Consider the following 15,798-nt stretch of genomic DNA (forward strand, 5'->3'; position numbering starts at 1 on the left):
AATTGGCGGTGGGTTAAGCAGCTGGCGATTGATCCAGCAGGAAGTCCATCTGTGCGGCACCCTCAATCCAGGCTGTATCTAAGCGCTGGCGCGCGAGGGCGGCGTATTCGGGGTTCAGCTCGCAGATGACCGATTGCCGGCCTTCCTGCATGGCTACGAGCGCGGTGGTGCCGGCGCCGCCGAACGGGTCGAGCACCATCCCGCCCCGCGGTGAGCCAGCCAGAACGCAAGGGCGGATTAGGTCCGGGGGGAAGGTGGCGAAGTGCGCGCCCTTGAAGCTGGCGGTGGCCACCGTCCAGACGCTGCGCTTGTTCCGCGTCTCGTCATAGTCGATGTCATCGCGTCCGGCGCGGTGCTGGGCGGTCTGACCGTGTTCGCCTTCGGTGTACTTCGTTTCCCTGGCGAAGCTGTTGCGCCTGCTGGCTCCATCCGGTGCAGACTGGGCGCGGGCCGGCTCTCGAATGGCGCCCTGGTCGAAGTAGTAGCGTGGGCTCTTGCTCAGCAGGAATAGGTATTCATGCGCTTTGGTGCACCGGTCCTTGATCGATTCGGGCATCGGGTTTGGCTTGTGCCAGATGATGTCCTGGCGCAGGTACCAACCGTCATCCTGCAGTGCGATTGCTAGGCGCCAGGGTAGGCCCACTAGGTCCTTGGGCTTGAACCCTATGTGGTTTGGCTTCTTGAGCTTCCTGGCGCTTGCCGCTATCTGTCGCGCGGATAGCGACTGGCCGCCCAGGCCCATATCGCCCCTTCCATGCGAACCCCCAGCTGCCCGCGTAGCTGTCGCCCATGTTCACCCAGATCGTGCCGTTGTCACGCAGCACGCGGCGCACTTCGCGGAACACGGCGACAAGGCTGTCGATGAACTCACGCGGAGAGGGCTCCAGCCCGATCTGTCCGTCGACGCCGTAATCCCGCAGTCCGAAGTAGGGCGGACTGGTGATGCATGTATGCACTGACTGATCCGGCAGCGTCCGCATCATATCGATGCAGTCGCCCACCAGGATGCGGTGCTGCTGGATCATGTCGTTGTCCTTGCGTGCAGGCGCCGCCCTCGCCGGGGAGTTTATTAGTGGCAATTTGATGTCGTTTGGTCTATTGGTTGTGATTCCAGACCAGCGAGTTGAATCCCCGATGGACCGCGAGCCAACAAACCAGGAAGTCGCAGCAGTTCTCGGAATTGATGAGGACCAGGTTGATAAGTATCGTCAGGAGGCTGTGCTATTGGGCGACGGATCCTGGCTGATCCACTTCTCATACGACATGCCGCGAGAGCTGCGGCACAGCTTCACTGGTAGCTTCACGGCGATCGTCGAATGCGTGGCATCTTGTGTTGACGCTCGCTCAGTCGACTGAATCAGGCTACTGGGCCGCAGAGTCAGGCGGCGATTGGGAACTGCTTGGCCAGGGCCTGCTGAACTGTCGCTATGATGCGGCAGAGGTAGGCCCAGTCAGGGTTAGGCTCCATGGCGTCGGACGGCAGGTTCCACCAATCGTCACCGAACACGCGGTGCATGAACTCGCGGTGGGCGCCTCCGCACTCATCCAGGGAGCTGGTGTGTCTGACGTCCTCGGCCTCGTCGAGCAGGCTCCGGGCATCTTCTGCGTCCAGATCCCGGTCACGCCGCATTTGCACGATCACCTTCCGTGCTTTGTCGGCTAGCGCTTCACCGCTGAACCGGCGAGAGCTCAGCGAACGTTCAAAGTAGCCGATGATGTAGGCGTCGTGCAGCTTGCAGAAAAACTGGCCAATGGTCAGGCCGTCCCACATGCCGCCCCAGTAGGCGTGCCAGGTCTTGTCGTAGCAGCTGACGGTGATCTTGCCTTTGCAGGGCCCGAGGTCCTCCAGGTAGACGCTGATCGGGTCCAGGCCCTGAACCTCGGTGATCAGCAGCTTGGTGACGGTCGATGTCTCGACGTTCATGGCTTTCTCCATGCATGCGCCGCCCTCCGTGCTGATGGCGGCATGGTGGCAATTTGGTTTGGGATGGGGTATTACGGGTGACCGGCATGGGGCCGGAGGGGATAGCTATGGACGCTGCAATTGCTGGTCTGGTGGGTGTCGGAATCGGTGCGTTAGCCACCATTGCAGGCCAATGGATTCAAGCTCACTACAATTCGAAAAGAGAGAAGCAAAAATTGCTACTCGACGCAGCCATTCAAAACAGGGCTCAAGACATCAACGCAATTCTTGGTAGGGGCGAGATGAAGAAAGTGGCGCCTATGGCCGCGTACATCTTGCATCAGCAAACCATGAACAAGCTGGCCGAGTCTGGCGAGCTATCAGGCCCCGACGTGGAAAAGGCATTTGCACAGCATCTGCGTGATTCTGAGAGGCTTCTTCATCTTGACTCAAAGTGGGCATCCGCTGCAGAAATTGAACAGGCAGCTAATGGGAAGGGGAAATGACCTCGTCCCCAGGGTCCTGCTGAATCATCAGCTTGCTCTTCCGGTTGAACCGAGCGCCACATGTGTTACTCGCAGGCTGTGGCGCTGGCTCTTGTCACTTAGCGTCGAAGGTACCCAGGGACAGCTTCGCGGCGGTACCGACCTTGGCGTCGAGCACGGCCTTGAACTCTTGGGCGATGGCCTCGCGCTGGGCTTCTTCGCCGATCCAGCGCAGTTTGAGCACCGGTTGCGAGCCGCCGGTGATGACTGACACACGTAGGCGGATCACTTGCTCGCCCAAGCCTTCGAACGGAATTACCTTGAAGTCCAGCCAGGCCGGCAGGGTTTCTTTGCTGCTGGCTTCGATCTGGTCCATGGTACTGCGGCTGGCGCGAGTTTCACCAACTGCGTGATCGCTCTCCGACGAGGCCTTCACGGTGATGGTGCGAACCGCAGCGATTGCTTTGGCAATGGTCATGGTCTGGCCATTCTCATCGGTGGCCGACAAGTGCTGGTTCCAGTCTTCGATCCAGTCACTCATGGCCTTCTGGACCAGACTCTGGCCGCACACCGCCTGGACGGCTGCCAACGCAGCGGAGGCCTTGAGGCGCAGCACGGCGCGATCATCAGCGTGGCCCGGCTCTTCGGCGGTACCGATGTTGAACAGCACGATGCAGCTCATGTTGTCCTGGTCGATGAAGCCGCGGGCTGCTGGTGCGGCGCGCTCGACAACGTAGGCGCTGTAGTCAGCCAGCGAGTGGGTGGAGTAGGTGCCACGGAAGCGGTTGCGGCCTTCCTGATAACGCTCGAGATCAACCACGTTGAAGTTTTGCGGTACTACCACTACCGGGCCTAAGGCCGGCAGATCCCGGCCAACTGCGGCAATGGTGTTTTCTTGGATCAGTTCGAGAGCTTCTTTGCTGAGGGACATGCGCTTTTCCTTGTAGATGCGGTGAGTTACGAGCGTGGGTGAACTGGTGCTTCTTCACGGGTGAAGAGCTGGCCATGTTTTTCTGGGAACAGCGAAATGTTGCCGCCTGTTCCGACGTACATAGGGGTGTCCAGGCTGGTGTTCTCGCTGCGGTCGCCGCGTTTAGTCGGCACCTTGTAGGCGAGCTTGTGCTTGATCTTCACCTGGTGGGAGTCGCCGATTTGGCTGAAGTCCAGGGTAATGGTGATCTTCCCTGGCTTACCGTGATCGACGACGCCCGCAGCTACTTCGGACAGGGCGTGGCCAATCTGGCTGGCGAAGGCGCCGCCATTGAGTTCGTTGAGAAATTCGCTTGTGTCGGTTGGCTTAGGCATTTCTTCGTTCCCTCGGGAGGTATGCCGCTGGGCGGCAGAGTGATGTGCTGCTGGCGCCGGCCGTGCCGGACGCGCGCGGTGATGCGTTTCAAGCGGAAAGCACCATGTCTCGGTCATGCCAGCCGGCAAGCCACCAGCCGCAGTTCACTGTCATCCAGCCGTAGGGCTGGCATCGCGTGACTGGCTGTTGTCGCGGCAGGCGCGGCCGAGGTAGTAAGCGGTGGGGTGAACCTGTTGCCTGCGCTTCATCGCTACGCACCGGCGAGGTACGGAAGGGGCGCGAACGGTATTTCGTCGTCGAAGCTGTCGTGATCCGGCGGCGCGGCCTGCTGGTTCTGCTGCTGAGGCGTTGGCCGGCGCTGCTGCGGCTGCCGATCTGGCACTTGCCCGGGCTGCTGACCCTGCGGCCGGCTGCCGAGCAGCTGCATCGTTCCGCGCATGTCGACGTGCACCTCAGTGGTGTAGCGCTTGATGCCGTCCTTCTCCCACTCGCGGGTCTGCAGCTTGCCCTCGATGTAGCACTGGGAGCCTTTGCGCAGGTACTCGCCGGCGATCTCGGCGACTTTCCCGAACAGCGATACCCGGTGCCACTCGGTGCGCTCGACCTTTTCCCCCGAGCGCTTGTCTGTCCAATGCTCGCTGGTGGCCAGGCTGAGCTTGGTCACGGCGTTGCCGTTCGGCAAGTAGCGCACGTCCGGGTCTTGGCCGCAGATTCCGACCAAGATGACCTTGTTGACCCCGCGGCTCATGACTGAGCAACCGCTGCCGCAACGATGAACAGCAGGGCCATGAGTGAGCACCAGCGCGTCGCGCTCTCGCCGACCTGGCGGGCCCTCACCAGGGCAACAACAGGCAGGGCTTTGGCCTCGATGGCGCGCTCCAGACTTTCCGCATAGCGAACTGCCTGTGGATAGCTGGTGTTGCGGCCGTAGACCCGATTGTCGCGGGACGAGACCACCATCCAGCCGTTCCCGGCCTTGGTTACGGTGAAACGCGACTTGGCGTGGAATGCCTCGGTCGCGGTGATGACTTCCTGGCGGAGCGTTTCGAGCCCGGCCTTGCTCTGTTCGATGGCTGTTTGCATGGTGTATTCCTCATTGTGGTCAGGCGTGGAGCTCGAAGGCCTCGGCCTTGCGAACGATTCGAACTTGGGCTGTGCGGCGCTCCGGCGCGCGGCGGTCTCGGCGCATGGGGTCGCTGTCGTTGATCACCGCATGCATGGCGATGAGGCAGGCGAGGGCGATGCAGAGCGGGCTGATGATCTGTTGGCGCATGGCCTTAGTGACCGCCTCTATGCGCCGGCCGGCTTCCAGCTTGAACAGCGCAGCCTCGATCCGGTTGGCCACGGTGCCCGGGCTGACCGACATCTGGCGGGCGATTTCCTTGGTAGTGAGGCCTTGAGCCACCCACAGCAGTGCTTCGAGCTCACGGGGAGCCAGCGCCTTGCCGAGCTGGCCAATCCATGAGCCGCAAGTGATCGTTTCCATGATTGTCCTCAGCAACCGCATTGGTCAGGCGCCAGGCGCGGGTGACCAAACCCACCGTGAAAGGTGGCCTGGCGCCTGCCGATGCGGTCGTATGTGAAGGGAAGGGGATGCAGAGGCCGGGCGCTACCCCGGCAGCTGGCTTGGCGTGGACCCATCCAGCGGCGCAATTCGTTTACCCTCAGTGCGAGGGAAGGGACGTCCACAGGTGCTTCGGTAACCGCGCCCTTAGCTGGGCGCTTCTCTGCATCGGGGTGTGAACTGGCAGGAGCCAATCTCTGCATCGACCGGTGTTCGTTTCTCTCGATCTCGCTGGATAGAAGCTGTGCTGCTTGGCGGCAGGATTCAGTTCACACTCCGATGCAGCCTGCGATGGGGAGCAGGACATCGGGCAGTTAACGTCAGGCTGACGTGGCGCTGGTTGGTCAGTCTTCGTCTGGCTCAGGCTCCCAGCCCTTCACCTCGTAAGCGAAGGCTTGCCACTTCTGCTGGTCAGCTTCTGACATGCTGTTCCAGCCAGCCGACTCATCGCGAGAAACCGCTTCGCCACCCTTGAAGGTCACAGTCCCGCAGTTGCTGCCGATATCTTCGTCGGCATAGGCGAGCACGATGGTGGCCTCAGGGAACATTGAGCTCAGCTTGAGGAAGATCGGCTCAGGGAAGGACCAGGCGGTTTCAAAGCTCGCCGACTCAGGGCCATCGACCTTCGGCTCGCAAGCATTCCACTTGGTGCCCCAGGCGGATCTGGCGAAGTCCATGCTGTGCATGAAGCCGGTCTTCCGGTGATTGCGCAGCATCTGCACGAACTGTTCGAAGCTTTCATCGCTCAGCTTCGACAGATCAACGCGGTTCCGGCTTTCCAACTGCATGGCGCCAACAAGCGGGTGGTCGCTGACCGGCACGCGAAGCACATGCTCAGCAGCTGTTTCAGCATCCCCAATCACACCATTCCATGGAAACTCGCCCTCGAACCTGATGATCTTTCCGAAGTCGATCCGGCCTTCCTCATTCAGCATCGCCTGAATGACTTCCTGCGGCGCCTTGACCTTGTTGGTTACCCAATTTGGCATTTCGTGTTCCTCCAGTGGATTCCCAAAGCACCCGGTCGCCCAGGTGCTTCAGTGAATCGCCGGTCATGCAGCGCGAGCCAGTTCCGCCTGGGCCAGCAGCTCAGTTACAGCCTCAGCCGGGGTGCAGTCATCGGCGTAGAGGTCGTGCAGATCGCTTTCTTCTTGCGAGCTCAGGGCGACCTGGTGGCCGAGCAGCTGGGATGCCTTGTCGATCCAGCGGTAGTAGGCGCGCTCTTCAGCGTCGATGCGGCATTCATCAGCCGCCATAGTTGCCATGTTGAACATTGCGGTGCCCTCCGGTCGGTTGGTTTCCCAGCAGCCACTCGTGGGAATGGCTGCGAGTGAAACCTGCCGCGACCCGCTACTGGCGTCAGTTGCGCGGCAATCTCCTGGTTGTTCCTCCAGCCGCGGGCCTTTCGGCACTTCTTCCCGCTGGATAACTGGTCTCGGCGCTTTACGCTGCACGCCCGGGGCAGTTGCCACCCCTCTGGACTGTTGAGGCCTGTCCATCGCTGCCTTCGAATTTGGGCCGGTATCGATCCGGCAAAGTGTGTCGCTAAAGAGCGGTGAGGCTTGAGGGCCTCAACAGGACTGGTTAAGTCGCTGCGTTGAGGCAAATTTAGAAAACTAAACAGAATGCGTCAAGATTTATTTTAGAAAACTTAACAGAGCAGGCGAACGAAATTTCCTGCACAGCAAGAGATGTCAATGCTTACGGTTTTGTAGGAGATGGGATAATCTGCTGTGGTCCCTGTATGCATATACAGTAATTGGAGGGTCACATGGCAAGGGCGCAAAAGCAGCAGCAGGAAAAATTCGTTATGTCAGGCGTGGAGCGCCTGGGCCTGCGTGTGTCATCAATGATCAACCACCCGGTCGCCCAGCAGCAGCGGTGGGTAACGATTCACCGACTGGATACCGACGGCGATCGTGAGTGGGAAGAGGTGATGGGGGTTATTGCCGAAACCGATGGGATTGAGATGATCTTCAATGGTGAGGACGAATCTGTAACGCTTGCATGGGAAGCATCATCAGACGATGACCCAAGGGTTGAAGGTTTAGACGAATTCGTCGCGATGGAAGAGCCGGCGCCGTTCTGACATCCACAAAAAAGCCCGCAACGCGCGGGCTTTCGGGGGCGAAGGGGCGATCAGGCCTTCTTGGCGTTCCAGATCAGCAGAACCTTGGCATGGATCGTCACATCGTCCATGCGCGCGGTTTGGTTCTCGTAGTGGGGGTTATCCGAGATCAGCCGGAAATGATCCTCATCAAGGCGCATCATGCGCTTGATGTAGAGCTCCTGGTGCCAAGTGACGACATAGATGCCCTCGCCGATGAACTCGTTGATTCCCCGGTCGACAATCACCAGGTCCTTGTCGTTGATGGTCCCCTCCATGCTCTGGCCCCAGCCAGTAATCATCGCAAGGGCAGTCGGGGAGGTGTAGGTGACGCCTTTCTCGCGCAGAGTCTCTTCCCGAACTACCAGGTTTCTCACTGCCTCGTTGTAGTCGGCAGGGACCTGGCCATGACCCATAGCGGCGCGCACATCGTACTGGGGGATCAGGATCTCGTCCTGCTTTGGACGGAGACTGGAGTAGGCGGCGGGGAGATATTCCTGCGCCGGAGCAGGGCTATCGGCTTCTGCTGCAGCAGCAAGCATCACTTCGCGGGCCTTTTCGGACAGATTCTTACCTGCTCGTGAGGCGAGCATCTGGGCGACGAGCTCAGCTGTGCTGGACGCGGGCGCGTCCGAATGGGCCGTAGCCTCGCTTGAAGTGCCAGTGCCATCCGAAAGCCATTGCGGCGAGCAGTCCAGAGCTTTTGCTAGGGCGAGCAGGTTCTTACCCTTGGCTCCGTTCGTTCCGTTGATCCAGAAACTCACGGTTGCCTTGGACACGCCAGACAATTTGCTGAGGTCGGTTGAGCTCAGATTGAGCTCCTTCATGCGCGCGATGACGCGGTCTTTGAATTCCATATTTAGGATTCTAAACCTTTGGGTGTTTAGATAACTTGCCTTGAGCTGTTAAGAACTCTAAACTCGCGGAAGACATCGGAGAGACATCAATGACCTTTGACGAAGCCCTGAACCATTTTCGAACCGGCCGCGCCATCGGTGACGCTCTCGGCGTGTCAAGTAGTCGCGTTTCCCAGTGCCGCGCGGCTGGTGGTTTCTCTTACCCACTGCAGTGCGTTTTGGAGAAGGAGTCAGGCGGGGAGCTCGTTGCTCGACGCCAGGACGTTCCAGGCAGCGGCCCTTTGAAAAGCGCCGGTTGATGAAAGGAATTATGAGGGATCTGGCATTGCGCCAGTAGATGACCGAAACACCTGCTGATCCATCCAGTACCTGAATAGCAGGCATAAAAAAACCGGGTGGCAGCCCGGCTTCTTCTACAACACATCGAGGTCGATTATGCACGCCGCAATCGATGCGAGCAATACCAAGCCTGTTGCGTCAGATGTTGGCAATTCGCCAAAACTAGCGCGTCAGGTGATGTCCACCCGCGAAATCGCGCAGCTCACTGGCAAGAGCCATGACAATGTGCTGCGAGATGCCCGGCGCCTGGTTGCAGAGGGTGTCCTCAAATCTGAGGAGACCCCATACACCCACCCACAAAACGGCCAAGCCTATCCAGAGTTCCTGCTCGGCCAGCGCGATACCTTAGTGCTGGTGTCCGGTTACAACGCCCAGCTGCGCGCCAGGATTATCGACCGCTGGCAGGAACTTGAGGCACGGGTATTGGCGCAGGTCCAGATCCCCCAAACCTTCGCTGAGGCGCTGCGACTGGCCGCCGATCAAGCAGAGCAAAACCATCAACTGCAGCAGGTCATCCAGAAGCAAGCTCCGAAGGTCGCGGCGATCCAGCGTTTGGCTGCTGCTTGTGGGGCCATCTGCATCACCGATGCGGCCAAGCAGCTTCAGGTTGCCCCATCGAAGTTGTTCGACTGGCTGGAGCAGAACCGCTGGATCTTCCGCCGCAAGGGCTCCAAGCGATGGATCGCTTACCAGCCTCGCATCACCTCGGGCTTGATGAAGCACAAGGTGACAGCCTTGAAGCCTGACCCGGAAACCGGTATCGAGCGCGCCGCGTTTGATCCTCTGGTCACCCCGAAAGGATTGGCGCGTCTCGCTGAACTGAAGGCGGGGGGGTCGCTGTGAGTGTACAAGCCATGACCTGGGCCCTGGCTATTCCGAAGTCCTCCCTGGAGAACCCTGCAGCTCGTCACGTCCTGCTCTGCCTCGCCAACTATGCCGGTACCGATGGCCGCGGCGCCTTCCCGTCGGCTGCAACGCTATCCGAGGACACCGGCCTGTCCGAGCGCACCATCCGCCTAAAGCTCGACGAGCTGGAAGCAGCTGGCTGGATCGTGGCAGGAAACCAGGCTATCGCGGCAGCTTACATTGACCGCCGTGATCGCCGTCCCATTGTGTACGACCTTCAACTTAAACGAGGTGCATCTGCTGCACCTCGTAGAGAACGGGGTGCAGGAAACCGCACGGGGTGCAGCTCGCAGCAGAACGGGGTGCAGGAAAACGCAGAACGGGGTGCAGCAGCTGCACCCAATCCGTCAGTTAACCAATCTACACACTCTCTGCGCGAGCCATTCGAAATGTTCCTGGAGTGGGTGCCGGATCAGGACCTGCTCAAAGCGTATGCACTCCGTTCGGGGCTCACCTTGGATAACTTCGGCTCCAAGGCAATCGCCGGGTTCGTGTTGCACCACGACGCGAAGGGCTTGGTGCAAACCGAGAAGCAGTGGCTCGCCGCTCTGGTCAACTGGGTCAAATCGGACCTGGCTCGGGCAGCTCGATCCGCTACCGGCAAACCGAGCGGGCAGCAATCGAGCGCTTTCGATGACGACGACACCTCATGGCTCAACGGGGGGAATGACCAGTGAACCAGGTAGCCACCATCGCCCATGGTCTTTGGGCCAAAGTTCAAAACGGCCAGTACATCCCTGCTGGGGACACGCTTCCCGCCGAGATCAAGGCCGAGCTCGATCGCAAAACTGCTGCGGTGATCAATCGGCTGTTCCGTGATCTGCGGACCATCTTCAGCGCCTGGAAACAGGCCTGGCCGGATATGAGCACGTACAAGGCCGCCAAGCAGCAGTGGCTGACGGCGTTCCTTGAGGCAGGCATCAACACCCCCGAGCAGCTGCAGTTTGGCCTGATGCGCTGCCGCCAGTCAGGACGTGAGTTCATTCCCGCGCCTGGCAAGTTCATCGAGTGGTGCCAGCCATCGCCGGAGATGCTCGGCCTTCCGACCTTGGCGGTCGCATTTCGCGAGGCTACTCGGAACGCCCATCCTGCGATGGCTGGCCGGGGCAGCTGGAGCCACGATGCTGTGTGGCATGCGGCCAAGGAGTGCGGTTTCGAGAACCTCAACAAACTGCCAACCGATGCCTGCTCGAAACTGTTCGAGCGCAACTACACCATCGCCGTCCGCCGAATCATGGCCGGAGAACCACTGCAGAAGATGCCGCTGGCGCTTCCCGCTGAAGTTGCCGGTAGCCGGACGCCAGAGGTCGGCAACAACGCCCTGTCGGCCATGCGCGCCCGCCTTGCAGGCCGTTGAACACATCAGCTAGGAGCTTGATCTATGCGCCAAACGAAGTTGACCAAGGCCGCACGCGGCCGGGAGTGCCAGGTGCGCATTCCGGGCGTGTGCAACGGCAACCCGGAAACCACAGTCCTGGCGCACTACCGCATGGCCGGCACCTGTGGCGCTGGGATCAAGCCGAACGATCTGCAGGGAGCCTGGGCCTGCAGCGCCTGCCATGACGCCTGTGACGGCCGCAGCCGAGTTGTCGATCGTGACACTGCTCGCCAGTACCACGCTGAGGGCGTCATGCGCACTCAGGCTCAGCTGATCAGCGAGGGAATCGTCGCGGCATGAATACCCAAATTCCCCCATTCCGCAATCCGGCCCGACCCAAGTCCGCCCGCACCAAGCCCGTCGACAGGGAAGGGCAGGAGCAGGCTGCCCTGCTCGAAGAGATCCAACTGCGCTATCCCGAGGTGTACGAGCTGATCTACCACGTCCCGAATGGTGGCCACCGGCACAAGGGCGTGGCGATCAAACTCAAGGCCCAGGGCGTGAAGGCAGGTATCCCTGATCTGGTGCTGACCATGGCGCGCGGCGGCTACTTCGGTCTGTACATCGAATTCAAGGCGACTGTTGATCCGGCGCCTGTCTCTTCCAGCCAACAAGCGTGCATTCGCCGGCTGAACGACCAAGGCTACCTGGCCGTTGTGTGTCAGGGGCATTTCGACGCCATGGAGTGCCTGAGGGCGTACCTGGCCCTGCCTAAAACGGAGGTTGCAGCATGACCAACACCGCCGCTGTGAAAATCAGCGATGCAGAGATTCGCCGGCAGGCCGCCGGCCAGGTGCGTGACCTGCGCGCCCTGGGCAATCACGGCCTGTATTTCCGGTTTCACCGGTCCCGTGAGCGCGGGTCCTGGTACCTGATCCACAAGGGCAAGTGGAACCTGATCGGCTCGTACCCAGAACTGAGCGCCGCCAAGGTGGCCGCAGCGCTGCCGGATATCCGTCTGCGACTGGAGGCCGGCGAAGGGTCGAGCTTATCGAGCTGGGTGCTGACTGGTGAGCTGCTGTCCTGGTTCGCTGAGCGCATGTCCCGTGACCGCAACCTGTCGGGCAAGCGCAAGAGCACGGCGGCGTCGGCGATCAAGCAGCACCTGGTGCCTCGCTTGGGCGAAATCCCGCTGGCCCAAATCGACAAGGCGCTGCTCGATCGCGAACTGATGTGGCCACTGCAAGAGTCGCTGTCGATCGACTACGTGCGTCTGGTGTTCCAGCTGCTGGCACTGGCCTTCAGGCAAGCCACCAAGCTCGGCCTGATCAGCTCCAACCCCATGGCCGGCATCCGTTTTGGCGACTTCTCCAGGGCCAAGGTCACGGTCAAGCCGTCGCGGCTGCGCGGTGTGCACCTGGAAGACCTGATGGCGCGCATGAAGAGCACCCTGGCGCACCGTCCGCAGCATGGCGTGCTGGCCCTGATGATGCTGTGCCACGGCACCCGCTTGGGCGAAACCCGCATGGCCCGCTGGAGCCATATCAGCCTGGCCGAACGGGAGTGGTTCATTCCGGCCGAGCACACCAAGACCAGCGTGCAGCATCGCCTGCCGCTGACCGACCAGGTGCGTTTCCTACTGATGGCCTACCGCGAGATCCAGCGCAACGAGGGCTACGACGGCGAGTTCCTGTTCCCGGGGCGCAAGGGCAAGCCCATGAGCGAGGCCAAGGCATCCGCCGTGTTCACCGTTATGGGGCAGGGCGAGTGGACCAGCCACGACCTGCGCAAGCTGGCCCGCACCGGTTGGGCTGACCTGGGCGTCGACCACCTGGTGGGTGAGCTGCTGATCAACCATGCCATGGGCCACAACGTGAAGGTGTACATCCAGTCCGACGTCATGGCTCGCAAGCGTGAGGCGCTGGAGGAGTGGCACGCCCACCTTGATCAGAAGGGTTTCGCCTCGGTTCACGGCTTGACCGGTGATAGATCAACGGATTCATGGATTCTCTGCAAGGCCGCAGAGCGTGCGGGTTTCGACGGACTTCCGGTATCCACCATAAGCGAGGATTCGAAATGACTCAAAACCTCAAAGCGGGCGACCTCGCCTTGATCACCGGAGCGTTCAGCGTGACCGAGAACATCGGTCGATCGGTCGAGCTGGTGGAGTTCGTGCCGCCGTTCGGCTCCGTATTCCGCCAGGACGGTTACTTCGACGCGGATGCCCCTGGCCTTTGGATCGTCACCGGCGGAGACCTGGTGCGTAACGCCGAGGGCGGCAAGGTGAACAGCAACTTAGCCGGCTGTGATCCGCAGCACCTGCGCCCACTCCGCGGCGATGAGGTGCCTCAGCTTGACGCTGAGGAGATGTGTCACTTGTTCAAGGTGCCTGCATGAGGAGAAACCACGGCCCAGCCTTCAAGAAGGCCGTGATTGAGTTGGGCGAGTGCCCTTTGTGCCGTGGGAGAGCGGTCACTCAGGGCGTGTTTCACGAACTGCCATGCGGCCACTGCAACGCCTCGGGCTGGGTAGCGGCTGCAACCGGCGAGGCCCTTGCCCTGGATGAACTGGTGACCCAGCTCAGCATGAGACTGCAGGCCGCGACACGGCAGATCGAGCAGTTGAAGAATCCTCAGGCATCCGGGCCTGAGGCGACATATCAGGGAAGCAACCGGCGCGGCGTCGGCGGCACCAACTACACCGGGGATTGAGGGGGAAGGACATGAAAAAGCGCACCTACGTAGACAAGGCTCTTGGTGACACCGCCTACATGCTCGAGCAATGGGGGTGGTGGCGCATGGATGGTATGGGCGTGCCTCAGTATGTATGCCCGCTGTATGCGCTCATGAAGGAGCACGCTCCAGCGGAAGGAGGGCTTAAGCAATACGTGATCACGGATGACCTAGCACTTGCGGTGGACGGTGCCGTGGCCAGGCTGAACAAGCGAAACCCGCAGATGGGCGGCTTCGTCTGGCTCTACTTCGGCGCTAAGTGGCCGGCGCTCCGGATCGCCCGTGAGCACAAAATGGGTGAAGCCAAAGCACGCGAGCTGATCAACACGGGAGTGGCCTGGATCGATTGCGCTCTGGAGCAATTGCGCGAGGCTGCATAAAAAGGCTTTCCGCGCGGATAAACACCTGTTTTCATAGCAGCGTGTCCAGCTTGCAAGCAACGCGACACAGACGAACCCCGGTCATTGCGTCGGGGTTTTGCGTTATTCGTGGTTCAGTTATTCTCGATATGGCTTACTGTCATCAATCGGGGAAACGCATGAAGCGTAACAAGTCCATTGCCACCAGACTGCTCGAGTACATCGAGGAGTACGATGTTGAAGGTGCCGGCCTCTTCCGGGTTCAGTTACAACAGATTTTCTATGATGAGCACCACCGTCAGTACAGCGGGGAGGGCTCTGTTAATCTGGTTGAGTACCACCTTGATTTGTTGGTTTCTGCGAATTTTGTGAAGCTCATCGAAGAGCCCTCAGGGCGTGAGCATGACATCTTCACGCTTACCTGGAGCGGGCACGATCATCTCGAGAAACGCTGAGACTTTCTAACTTTTAAGCCCCGCCATTGCGTGGGGCTTTTTTCGTTAATGCGGATGACACGCCCAGGCAGCTGGGCTAAGTCGGTAGCGGCGTTCAGTCAAACCCGTGCGGACACTGATGGACAACGCGATGAGAGTCTGGGGTAAGTGACCCAGCGATCCAGACCACCAAGCCGGGTTATGCACCGGACCCCCGCACCCATTTCAAGCCTCGGCATTCGCCGGGGCTTTTTGGTTTTCGGCTCCACCACGCCCATCGCTCCGAGCTGGGAGTGCTGTCGGGGCCGATCTATCTGAAGGCTTGCCAGGTCGGTGGGCCTTTTTATTTTTGGAGCATCAATGGACCCGACCGATCTCGGCCCAGGCACAGCCACCTGGCTGGGCGGAACGGGCACTGTATTGCTGGGCGGCTTTTTATGGCTGCGCAAGTTTCTCTCGAAGGATGCCGCCGACCGCGCCATGGACAACGCCGATATCGGCACCGTCCGCCGATTGAACGAACTACTCGATTCCGAGCGCGAGGCCCGCAAACTTGCAGAGGCCCGCGCCGACCAATTTGCCAAGGAGCGAAACGAACTCGCTGCAGCGGTTGGCCGAATGGAGGGGAAGATCGAAGCGCTAACCGGGCAGGTGTCCCAACTCACCGACAAGGTGACGAGCCAGAGCGCCGAGATCGCACGGCTACGTGCTCAGCTTGGAGGTGATGCGTAATGGATAGATGCGCACTTGAATTCATTGCTCGTCGCTGGTGGCGCCGAGCTGAGATCTGGGTCATTGCACTGGTGCTGATCGCCGGCGGGGCGGTGCTGGGCTGGCAGTCGGCCTATTGGGCCATGACCAGCGCCCAGGCCAACCAGGTAACCCAGATCCGGGAAGCCTACGACGCAGCCATGGCTGAGCGCGACAAGCGCTTGGCCGAACTGACAATCAAGGCCGAGAGCGCCGCAACCAAGGCATCCAGGGCGGCAACCACTGCAAACCAGGCGGTAGACAAGGCTGACGAGGCTCTGAGCCGCACCCAATCGGAGGCTTGGCCATGATCCAGCTTACCGGCATCAACCGCAACGCGATTCACTTGGCCCCAGCTGCCATCGCTTCGGTTACTGAAGCGGGGTCCAGCAGCCAATGGCACGGCATCTGCGCAATCGTCCGTACGTTTGACGGCCAGGTGCTTGAGGTGCGTGATCGTGCTGATGACATTGTGCGGCAGATCAAGGAGGCGCGATGAAGAGCGCGGCTCAATCGAAGCTTAAGTACCTGTTGTTGTCCCAGCCCCTGATCGTGAAGCGCGATGGCCCATATCTGTGCCTTCATGACGCCTTCAGTGGTGAGGTTCTAGCAGGCCAGTCAAAGGTTCAGATCATTCAGGAGGCCGGAGAGGTTATTCGGATCCTCGTTGAGTTCAATTGCGACGGTTCCTATGTCCGTCTTGCAGATGAGTAGTGATTCACAAATCGAGAGGAGGGC

The 15,798-nt window shown here is 60.4% G+C and carries 26 protein-coding genes and 1 pseudogene; 17 read left to right on the forward strand and 10 right to left on the reverse strand.

Annotated elements, in window-relative coordinates; all coding sequences use genetic code 11:
* Positions 1-13: 13 nt before the first annotated feature.
* Positions 14-1,025 (reverse strand): annotated as a pseudogene (locus REH59_RS10555) (DNA-methyltransferase).
* Between REH59_RS10555 and REH59_RS10560 the strand changes: the two are divergent.
* A complete protein-coding gene (locus tag REH59_RS10560) occupies positions 1,024-1,356 on the forward strand; it encodes a hypothetical protein (protein ID WP_320450527.1) in 333 nt (110 codons plus the stop codon). The pseudogene REH59_RS10555 and the gene REH59_RS10560 sit on opposite strands and share 2 nt — an antisense overlap.
* A 22-nt stretch (positions 1,357-1,378) precedes the next feature.
* Here REH59_RS10560 and REH59_RS10565 read toward each other — a convergent pair whose 3' ends face one another.
* The gene (locus tag REH59_RS10565; protein WP_320450528.1) at positions 1,379-1,924 is read right to left on the reverse strand and encodes a hypothetical protein; all 546 of its coding nucleotides are present in this window, start codon (positions 1,922-1,924) and stop codon (positions 1,379-1,381) included.
* 107 nt (positions 1,925-2,031) lie between these two features.
* On the opposite strand from REH59_RS10565, the gene REH59_RS10570 reads away from it, so the two are divergent.
* Positions 2,032-2,409 (forward strand): hypothetical protein, encoded by a 378-nt coding sequence (locus tag REH59_RS10570; RefSeq protein ID WP_320450529.1) that lies wholly within the window; start codon positions 2,032-2,034, stop codon positions 2,407-2,409.
* A gap of 94 nt (positions 2,410-2,503) precedes the next feature.
* Here the strand turns inward: REH59_RS10570 and REH59_RS10575 are convergent, their stop codons facing one another.
* The 7 genes from REH59_RS10575 to REH59_RS10605 form a co-directional block, all read right to left on the reverse strand.
* Positions 2,504-3,319: a DUF2303 family protein gene (locus REH59_RS10575; protein WP_320450530.1), complete on the reverse strand. Its 816-nt coding sequence runs from the start codon at positions 3,317-3,319 to the stop codon at positions 2,504-2,506.
* 26 nt (positions 3,320-3,345) lie between these two features.
* Entirely contained in the window at positions 3,346-3,693 is a 348-nt protein-coding gene (locus REH59_RS10580; protein ID WP_320450531.1) for a hypothetical protein, read from the reverse strand.
* A gap of 251 nt (positions 3,694-3,944) precedes the next feature.
* On the reverse strand, positions 3,945-4,442 hold the full coding sequence (locus REH59_RS10585) for a single-stranded DNA-binding protein (protein ID WP_320450532.1): 498 nt from the start codon (positions 4,440-4,442) through the stop codon (positions 3,945-3,947).
* Positions 4,439-4,777, reverse strand: a complete 339-nt coding sequence (locus tag REH59_RS10590) for a hypothetical protein (RefSeq protein WP_070086588.1) — start codon at positions 4,775-4,777, stop codon at positions 4,439-4,441. The genes REH59_RS10585 and REH59_RS10590 overlap by 4 nt, the downstream gene beginning before the upstream one ends.
* 19 nt (positions 4,778-4,796) lie before the next feature.
* On the reverse strand, positions 4,797-5,180 hold the full coding sequence (locus REH59_RS10595; protein WP_102689478.1) for a response regulator transcription factor: 384 nt from the start codon (positions 5,178-5,180) through the stop codon (positions 4,797-4,799).
* 422 nt (positions 5,181-5,602) lie between these two features.
* Positions 5,603-6,247, reverse strand: coding sequence for a hypothetical protein (locus tag REH59_RS10600; protein ID WP_320450533.1), 645 nt, complete (start codon positions 6,245-6,247; stop codon positions 5,603-5,605).
* 63 nt (positions 6,248-6,310) lie between these two features.
* Entirely contained in the window at positions 6,311-6,532 is a 222-nt protein-coding gene (locus REH59_RS10605) for a hypothetical protein (RefSeq protein WP_320450534.1), read from the reverse strand.
* 497 nt (positions 6,533-7,029) lie between these two features.
* Here REH59_RS10605 and REH59_RS10610 point away from each other — a divergent pair, with 497 nt between their 5' ends.
* Complete coding sequence (locus tag REH59_RS10610; RefSeq protein ID WP_320450535.1) at positions 7,030-7,347, forward strand: DUF1654 domain-containing protein; 318 nt, start codon at positions 7,030-7,032, stop codon at positions 7,345-7,347.
* Positions 7,348-7,397: 50 nt separating this feature from the next.
* On the opposite strand, the gene REH59_RS10615 is transcribed toward REH59_RS10610, so the two are convergent.
* Positions 7,398-8,222, reverse strand: coding sequence for a S24 family peptidase (locus tag REH59_RS10615; RefSeq protein ID WP_320450536.1), 825 nt, complete (start codon positions 8,220-8,222; stop codon positions 7,398-7,400).
* A gap of 516 nt (positions 8,223-8,738) precedes the next feature.
* On the opposite strand from REH59_RS10615, the gene REH59_RS10620 reads away from it, so the two are divergent.
* From REH59_RS10620 to REH59_RS10685, 14 genes are all read left to right on the forward strand, one after another.
* Positions 8,739-9,404 (forward strand): phage regulatory protein/antirepressor Ant, encoded by a 666-nt coding sequence (locus REH59_RS10620; protein WP_320450591.1) that lies wholly within the window; start codon positions 8,739-8,741, stop codon positions 9,402-9,404.
* An 11-nt stretch (positions 9,405-9,415) separates the two neighbouring features.
* Positions 9,416-10,144, forward strand: coding sequence for a helix-turn-helix domain-containing protein (locus tag REH59_RS10625; protein ID WP_320450537.1), 729 nt, complete (start codon positions 9,416-9,418; stop codon positions 10,142-10,144).
* A complete protein-coding gene (locus REH59_RS10630; RefSeq protein ID WP_320450538.1) occupies positions 10,141-10,824 on the forward strand; it encodes a replication protein P in 684 nt (227 codons plus the stop codon). Before REH59_RS10625 ends, REH59_RS10630 begins: the two co-directional genes overlap by 4 nt.
* A 24-nt stretch (positions 10,825-10,848) precedes the next feature.
* Positions 10,849-11,145 carry a DUF1364 domain-containing protein gene (locus REH59_RS10635; protein WP_320450539.1) on the forward strand — a complete coding sequence of 99 codons (297 nt, stop codon included), beginning with the start codon at positions 10,849-10,851 and terminating at the stop codon, positions 11,143-11,145.
* Positions 11,142-11,579 carry a VRR-NUC domain-containing protein gene (locus tag REH59_RS10640; protein ID WP_016487852.1) on the forward strand — a complete coding sequence of 146 codons (438 nt, stop codon included), beginning with the start codon at positions 11,142-11,144 and terminating at the stop codon, positions 11,577-11,579. The genes REH59_RS10635 and REH59_RS10640 overlap by 4 nt, the downstream gene beginning before the upstream one ends.
* Positions 11,576-12,865: a site-specific integrase gene (locus tag REH59_RS10645; RefSeq protein ID WP_320450540.1), complete on the forward strand. Its 1,290-nt coding sequence runs from the start codon at positions 11,576-11,578 to the stop codon at positions 12,863-12,865. Before REH59_RS10640 ends, REH59_RS10645 begins: the two co-directional genes overlap by 4 nt.
* Positions 12,862-13,182 (forward strand): hypothetical protein, encoded by a 321-nt coding sequence (locus tag REH59_RS10650; RefSeq protein WP_320450541.1) that lies wholly within the window; start codon positions 12,862-12,864, stop codon positions 13,180-13,182. Before REH59_RS10645 ends, REH59_RS10650 begins: the two co-directional genes overlap by 4 nt.
* On the forward strand, positions 13,179-13,496 hold the full coding sequence (locus REH59_RS10655; protein WP_320450542.1) for a hypothetical protein: 318 nt from the start codon (positions 13,179-13,181) through the stop codon (positions 13,494-13,496). The genes REH59_RS10650 and REH59_RS10655 overlap by 4 nt, the downstream gene beginning before the upstream one ends.
* Before the next feature lie 11 nt (positions 13,497-13,507).
* A complete protein-coding gene (locus REH59_RS10660) occupies positions 13,508-13,897 on the forward strand; it encodes an antiterminator Q family protein (protein WP_019471606.1) in 390 nt (129 codons plus the stop codon).
* Between the two features lie 158 nt (positions 13,898-14,055).
* On the forward strand, positions 14,056-14,331 hold the full coding sequence (locus REH59_RS10665; RefSeq protein WP_320450543.1) for a hypothetical protein: 276 nt from the start codon (positions 14,056-14,058) through the stop codon (positions 14,329-14,331).
* 339 nt (positions 14,332-14,670) lie between these two features.
* A complete protein-coding gene (locus REH59_RS10670; RefSeq protein WP_014756102.1) occupies positions 14,671-15,042 on the forward strand; it encodes a hypothetical protein in 372 nt (123 codons plus the stop codon).
* Positions 15,042-15,371, forward strand: coding sequence for a hypothetical protein (locus tag REH59_RS10675; protein WP_320450544.1), 330 nt, complete (start codon positions 15,042-15,044; stop codon positions 15,369-15,371). Before REH59_RS10670 ends, REH59_RS10675 begins: the two co-directional genes overlap by 1 nt.
* The gene (locus REH59_RS10680; RefSeq protein ID WP_096426478.1) at positions 15,368-15,559 is read left to right on the forward strand and encodes a hypothetical protein; all 192 of its coding nucleotides are present in this window, start codon (positions 15,368-15,370) and stop codon (positions 15,557-15,559) included. The genes REH59_RS10675 and REH59_RS10680 overlap by 4 nt, the downstream gene beginning before the upstream one ends.
* Positions 15,556-15,774 (forward strand): hypothetical protein, encoded by a 219-nt coding sequence (locus REH59_RS10685; protein WP_320450545.1) that lies wholly within the window; start codon positions 15,556-15,558, stop codon positions 15,772-15,774. Before REH59_RS10680 ends, REH59_RS10685 begins: the two co-directional genes overlap by 4 nt.
* The last annotated feature ends 24 nt before the right edge of the window (positions 15,775-15,798 follow it).

This window comes from Pseudomonas sp. BO3-4 (assembly GCF_034044115.1).
Classification (GTDB): domain Bacteria; phylum Pseudomonadota; class Gammaproteobacteria; order Pseudomonadales; family Pseudomonadaceae; genus Aquipseudomonas; species Aquipseudomonas alloputida.

Bases quoted from the DNA above. Each gene is read 5' to 3' on its own strand.
- REH59_RS10585 (WP_320450532.1), bottom strand. From the start codon at position 4,442: ATGAGCCGCGGGGTCAACAAGGTCATCTTGGTCGGAATCTGCGGCCAA.
- REH59_RS10660 (WP_019471606.1), top strand. From the start codon at position 13,508: ATGAAAAAGCGCACCTACGTAGACAAGGCTCTTGGTGACACCGCCTAC.
- REH59_RS10575 (WP_320450530.1), bottom strand. From the start codon at position 3,319: ATGTCCCTCAGCAAAGAAGCTCTCGAACTGATCCAAGAAAACACCATT.
- REH59_RS10610 (WP_320450535.1), top strand. From the start codon at position 7,030: ATGGCAAGGGCGCAAAAGCAGCAGCAGGAAAAATTCGTTATGTCAGGC.
- REH59_RS10590 (WP_070086588.1), bottom strand. From the start codon at position 4,777: ATGCAAACAGCCATCGAACAGAGCAAGGCCGGGCTCGAAACGCTCCGC.
- REH59_RS10685 (WP_320450545.1), top strand. From the start codon at position 15,556: ATGAAGAGCGCGGCTCAATCGAAGCTTAAGTACCTGTTGTTGTCCCAG.
- REH59_RS10675 (WP_320450544.1), top strand. From the start codon at position 15,042: ATGGATAGATGCGCACTTGAATTCATTGCTCGTCGCTGGTGGCGCCGA.
- REH59_RS10600 (WP_320450533.1), bottom strand. From the start codon at position 6,247: ATGCCAAATTGGGTAACCAACAAGGTCAAGGCGCCGCAGGAAGTCATT.
- REH59_RS10655 (WP_320450542.1), top strand. From the start codon at position 13,179: ATGAGGAGAAACCACGGCCCAGCCTTCAAGAAGGCCGTGATTGAGTTG.
- REH59_RS10560 (WP_320450527.1), top strand. From the start codon at position 1,024: ATGTCGTTGTCCTTGCGTGCAGGCGCCGCCCTCGCCGGGGAGTTTATT.
- REH59_RS10665 (WP_320450543.1), top strand. From the start codon at position 14,056: ATGAAGCGTAACAAGTCCATTGCCACCAGACTGCTCGAGTACATCGAG.
- REH59_RS10635 (WP_320450539.1), top strand. From the start codon at position 10,849: ATGCGCCAAACGAAGTTGACCAAGGCCGCACGCGGCCGGGAGTGCCAG.
- REH59_RS10680 (WP_096426478.1), top strand. From the start codon at position 15,368: ATGATCCAGCTTACCGGCATCAACCGCAACGCGATTCACTTGGCCCCA.
- REH59_RS10580 (WP_320450531.1), bottom strand. From the start codon at position 3,693: ATGCCTAAGCCAACCGACACAAGCGAATTTCTCAACGAACTCAATGGC.
- REH59_RS10650 (WP_320450541.1), top strand. From the start codon at position 12,862: ATGACTCAAAACCTCAAAGCGGGCGACCTCGCCTTGATCACCGGAGCG.
- REH59_RS10595 (WP_102689478.1), bottom strand. From the start codon at position 5,180: ATGGAAACGATCACTTGCGGCTCATGGATTGGCCAGCTCGGCAAGGCG.
- REH59_RS10670 (WP_014756102.1), top strand. From the start codon at position 14,671: ATGGACCCGACCGATCTCGGCCCAGGCACAGCCACCTGGCTGGGCGGA.
- REH59_RS10620 (WP_320450591.1), top strand. From the start codon at position 8,739: ATGTCCACCCGCGAAATCGCGCAGCTCACTGGCAAGAGCCATGACAAT.
- REH59_RS10645 (WP_320450540.1), top strand. From the start codon at position 11,576: ATGACCAACACCGCCGCTGTGAAAATCAGCGATGCAGAGATTCGCCGG.
- REH59_RS10615 (WP_320450536.1), bottom strand. From the start codon at position 8,222: ATGGAATTCAAAGACCGCGTCATCGCGCGCATGAAGGAGCTCAATCTG.
- REH59_RS10640 (WP_016487852.1), top strand. From the start codon at position 11,142: ATGAATACCCAAATTCCCCCATTCCGCAATCCGGCCCGACCCAAGTCC.
- REH59_RS10565 (WP_320450528.1), bottom strand. From the start codon at position 1,924: ATGAACGTCGAGACATCGACCGTCACCAAGCTGCTGATCACCGAGGTT.
- REH59_RS10625 (WP_320450537.1), top strand. From the start codon at position 9,416: ATGACCTGGGCCCTGGCTATTCCGAAGTCCTCCCTGGAGAACCCTGCA.
- REH59_RS10605 (WP_320450534.1), bottom strand. From the start codon at position 6,532: ATGTTCAACATGGCAACTATGGCGGCTGATGAATGCCGCATCGACGCT.
- REH59_RS10570 (WP_320450529.1), top strand. From the start codon at position 2,032: ATGGACGCTGCAATTGCTGGTCTGGTGGGTGTCGGAATCGGTGCGTTA.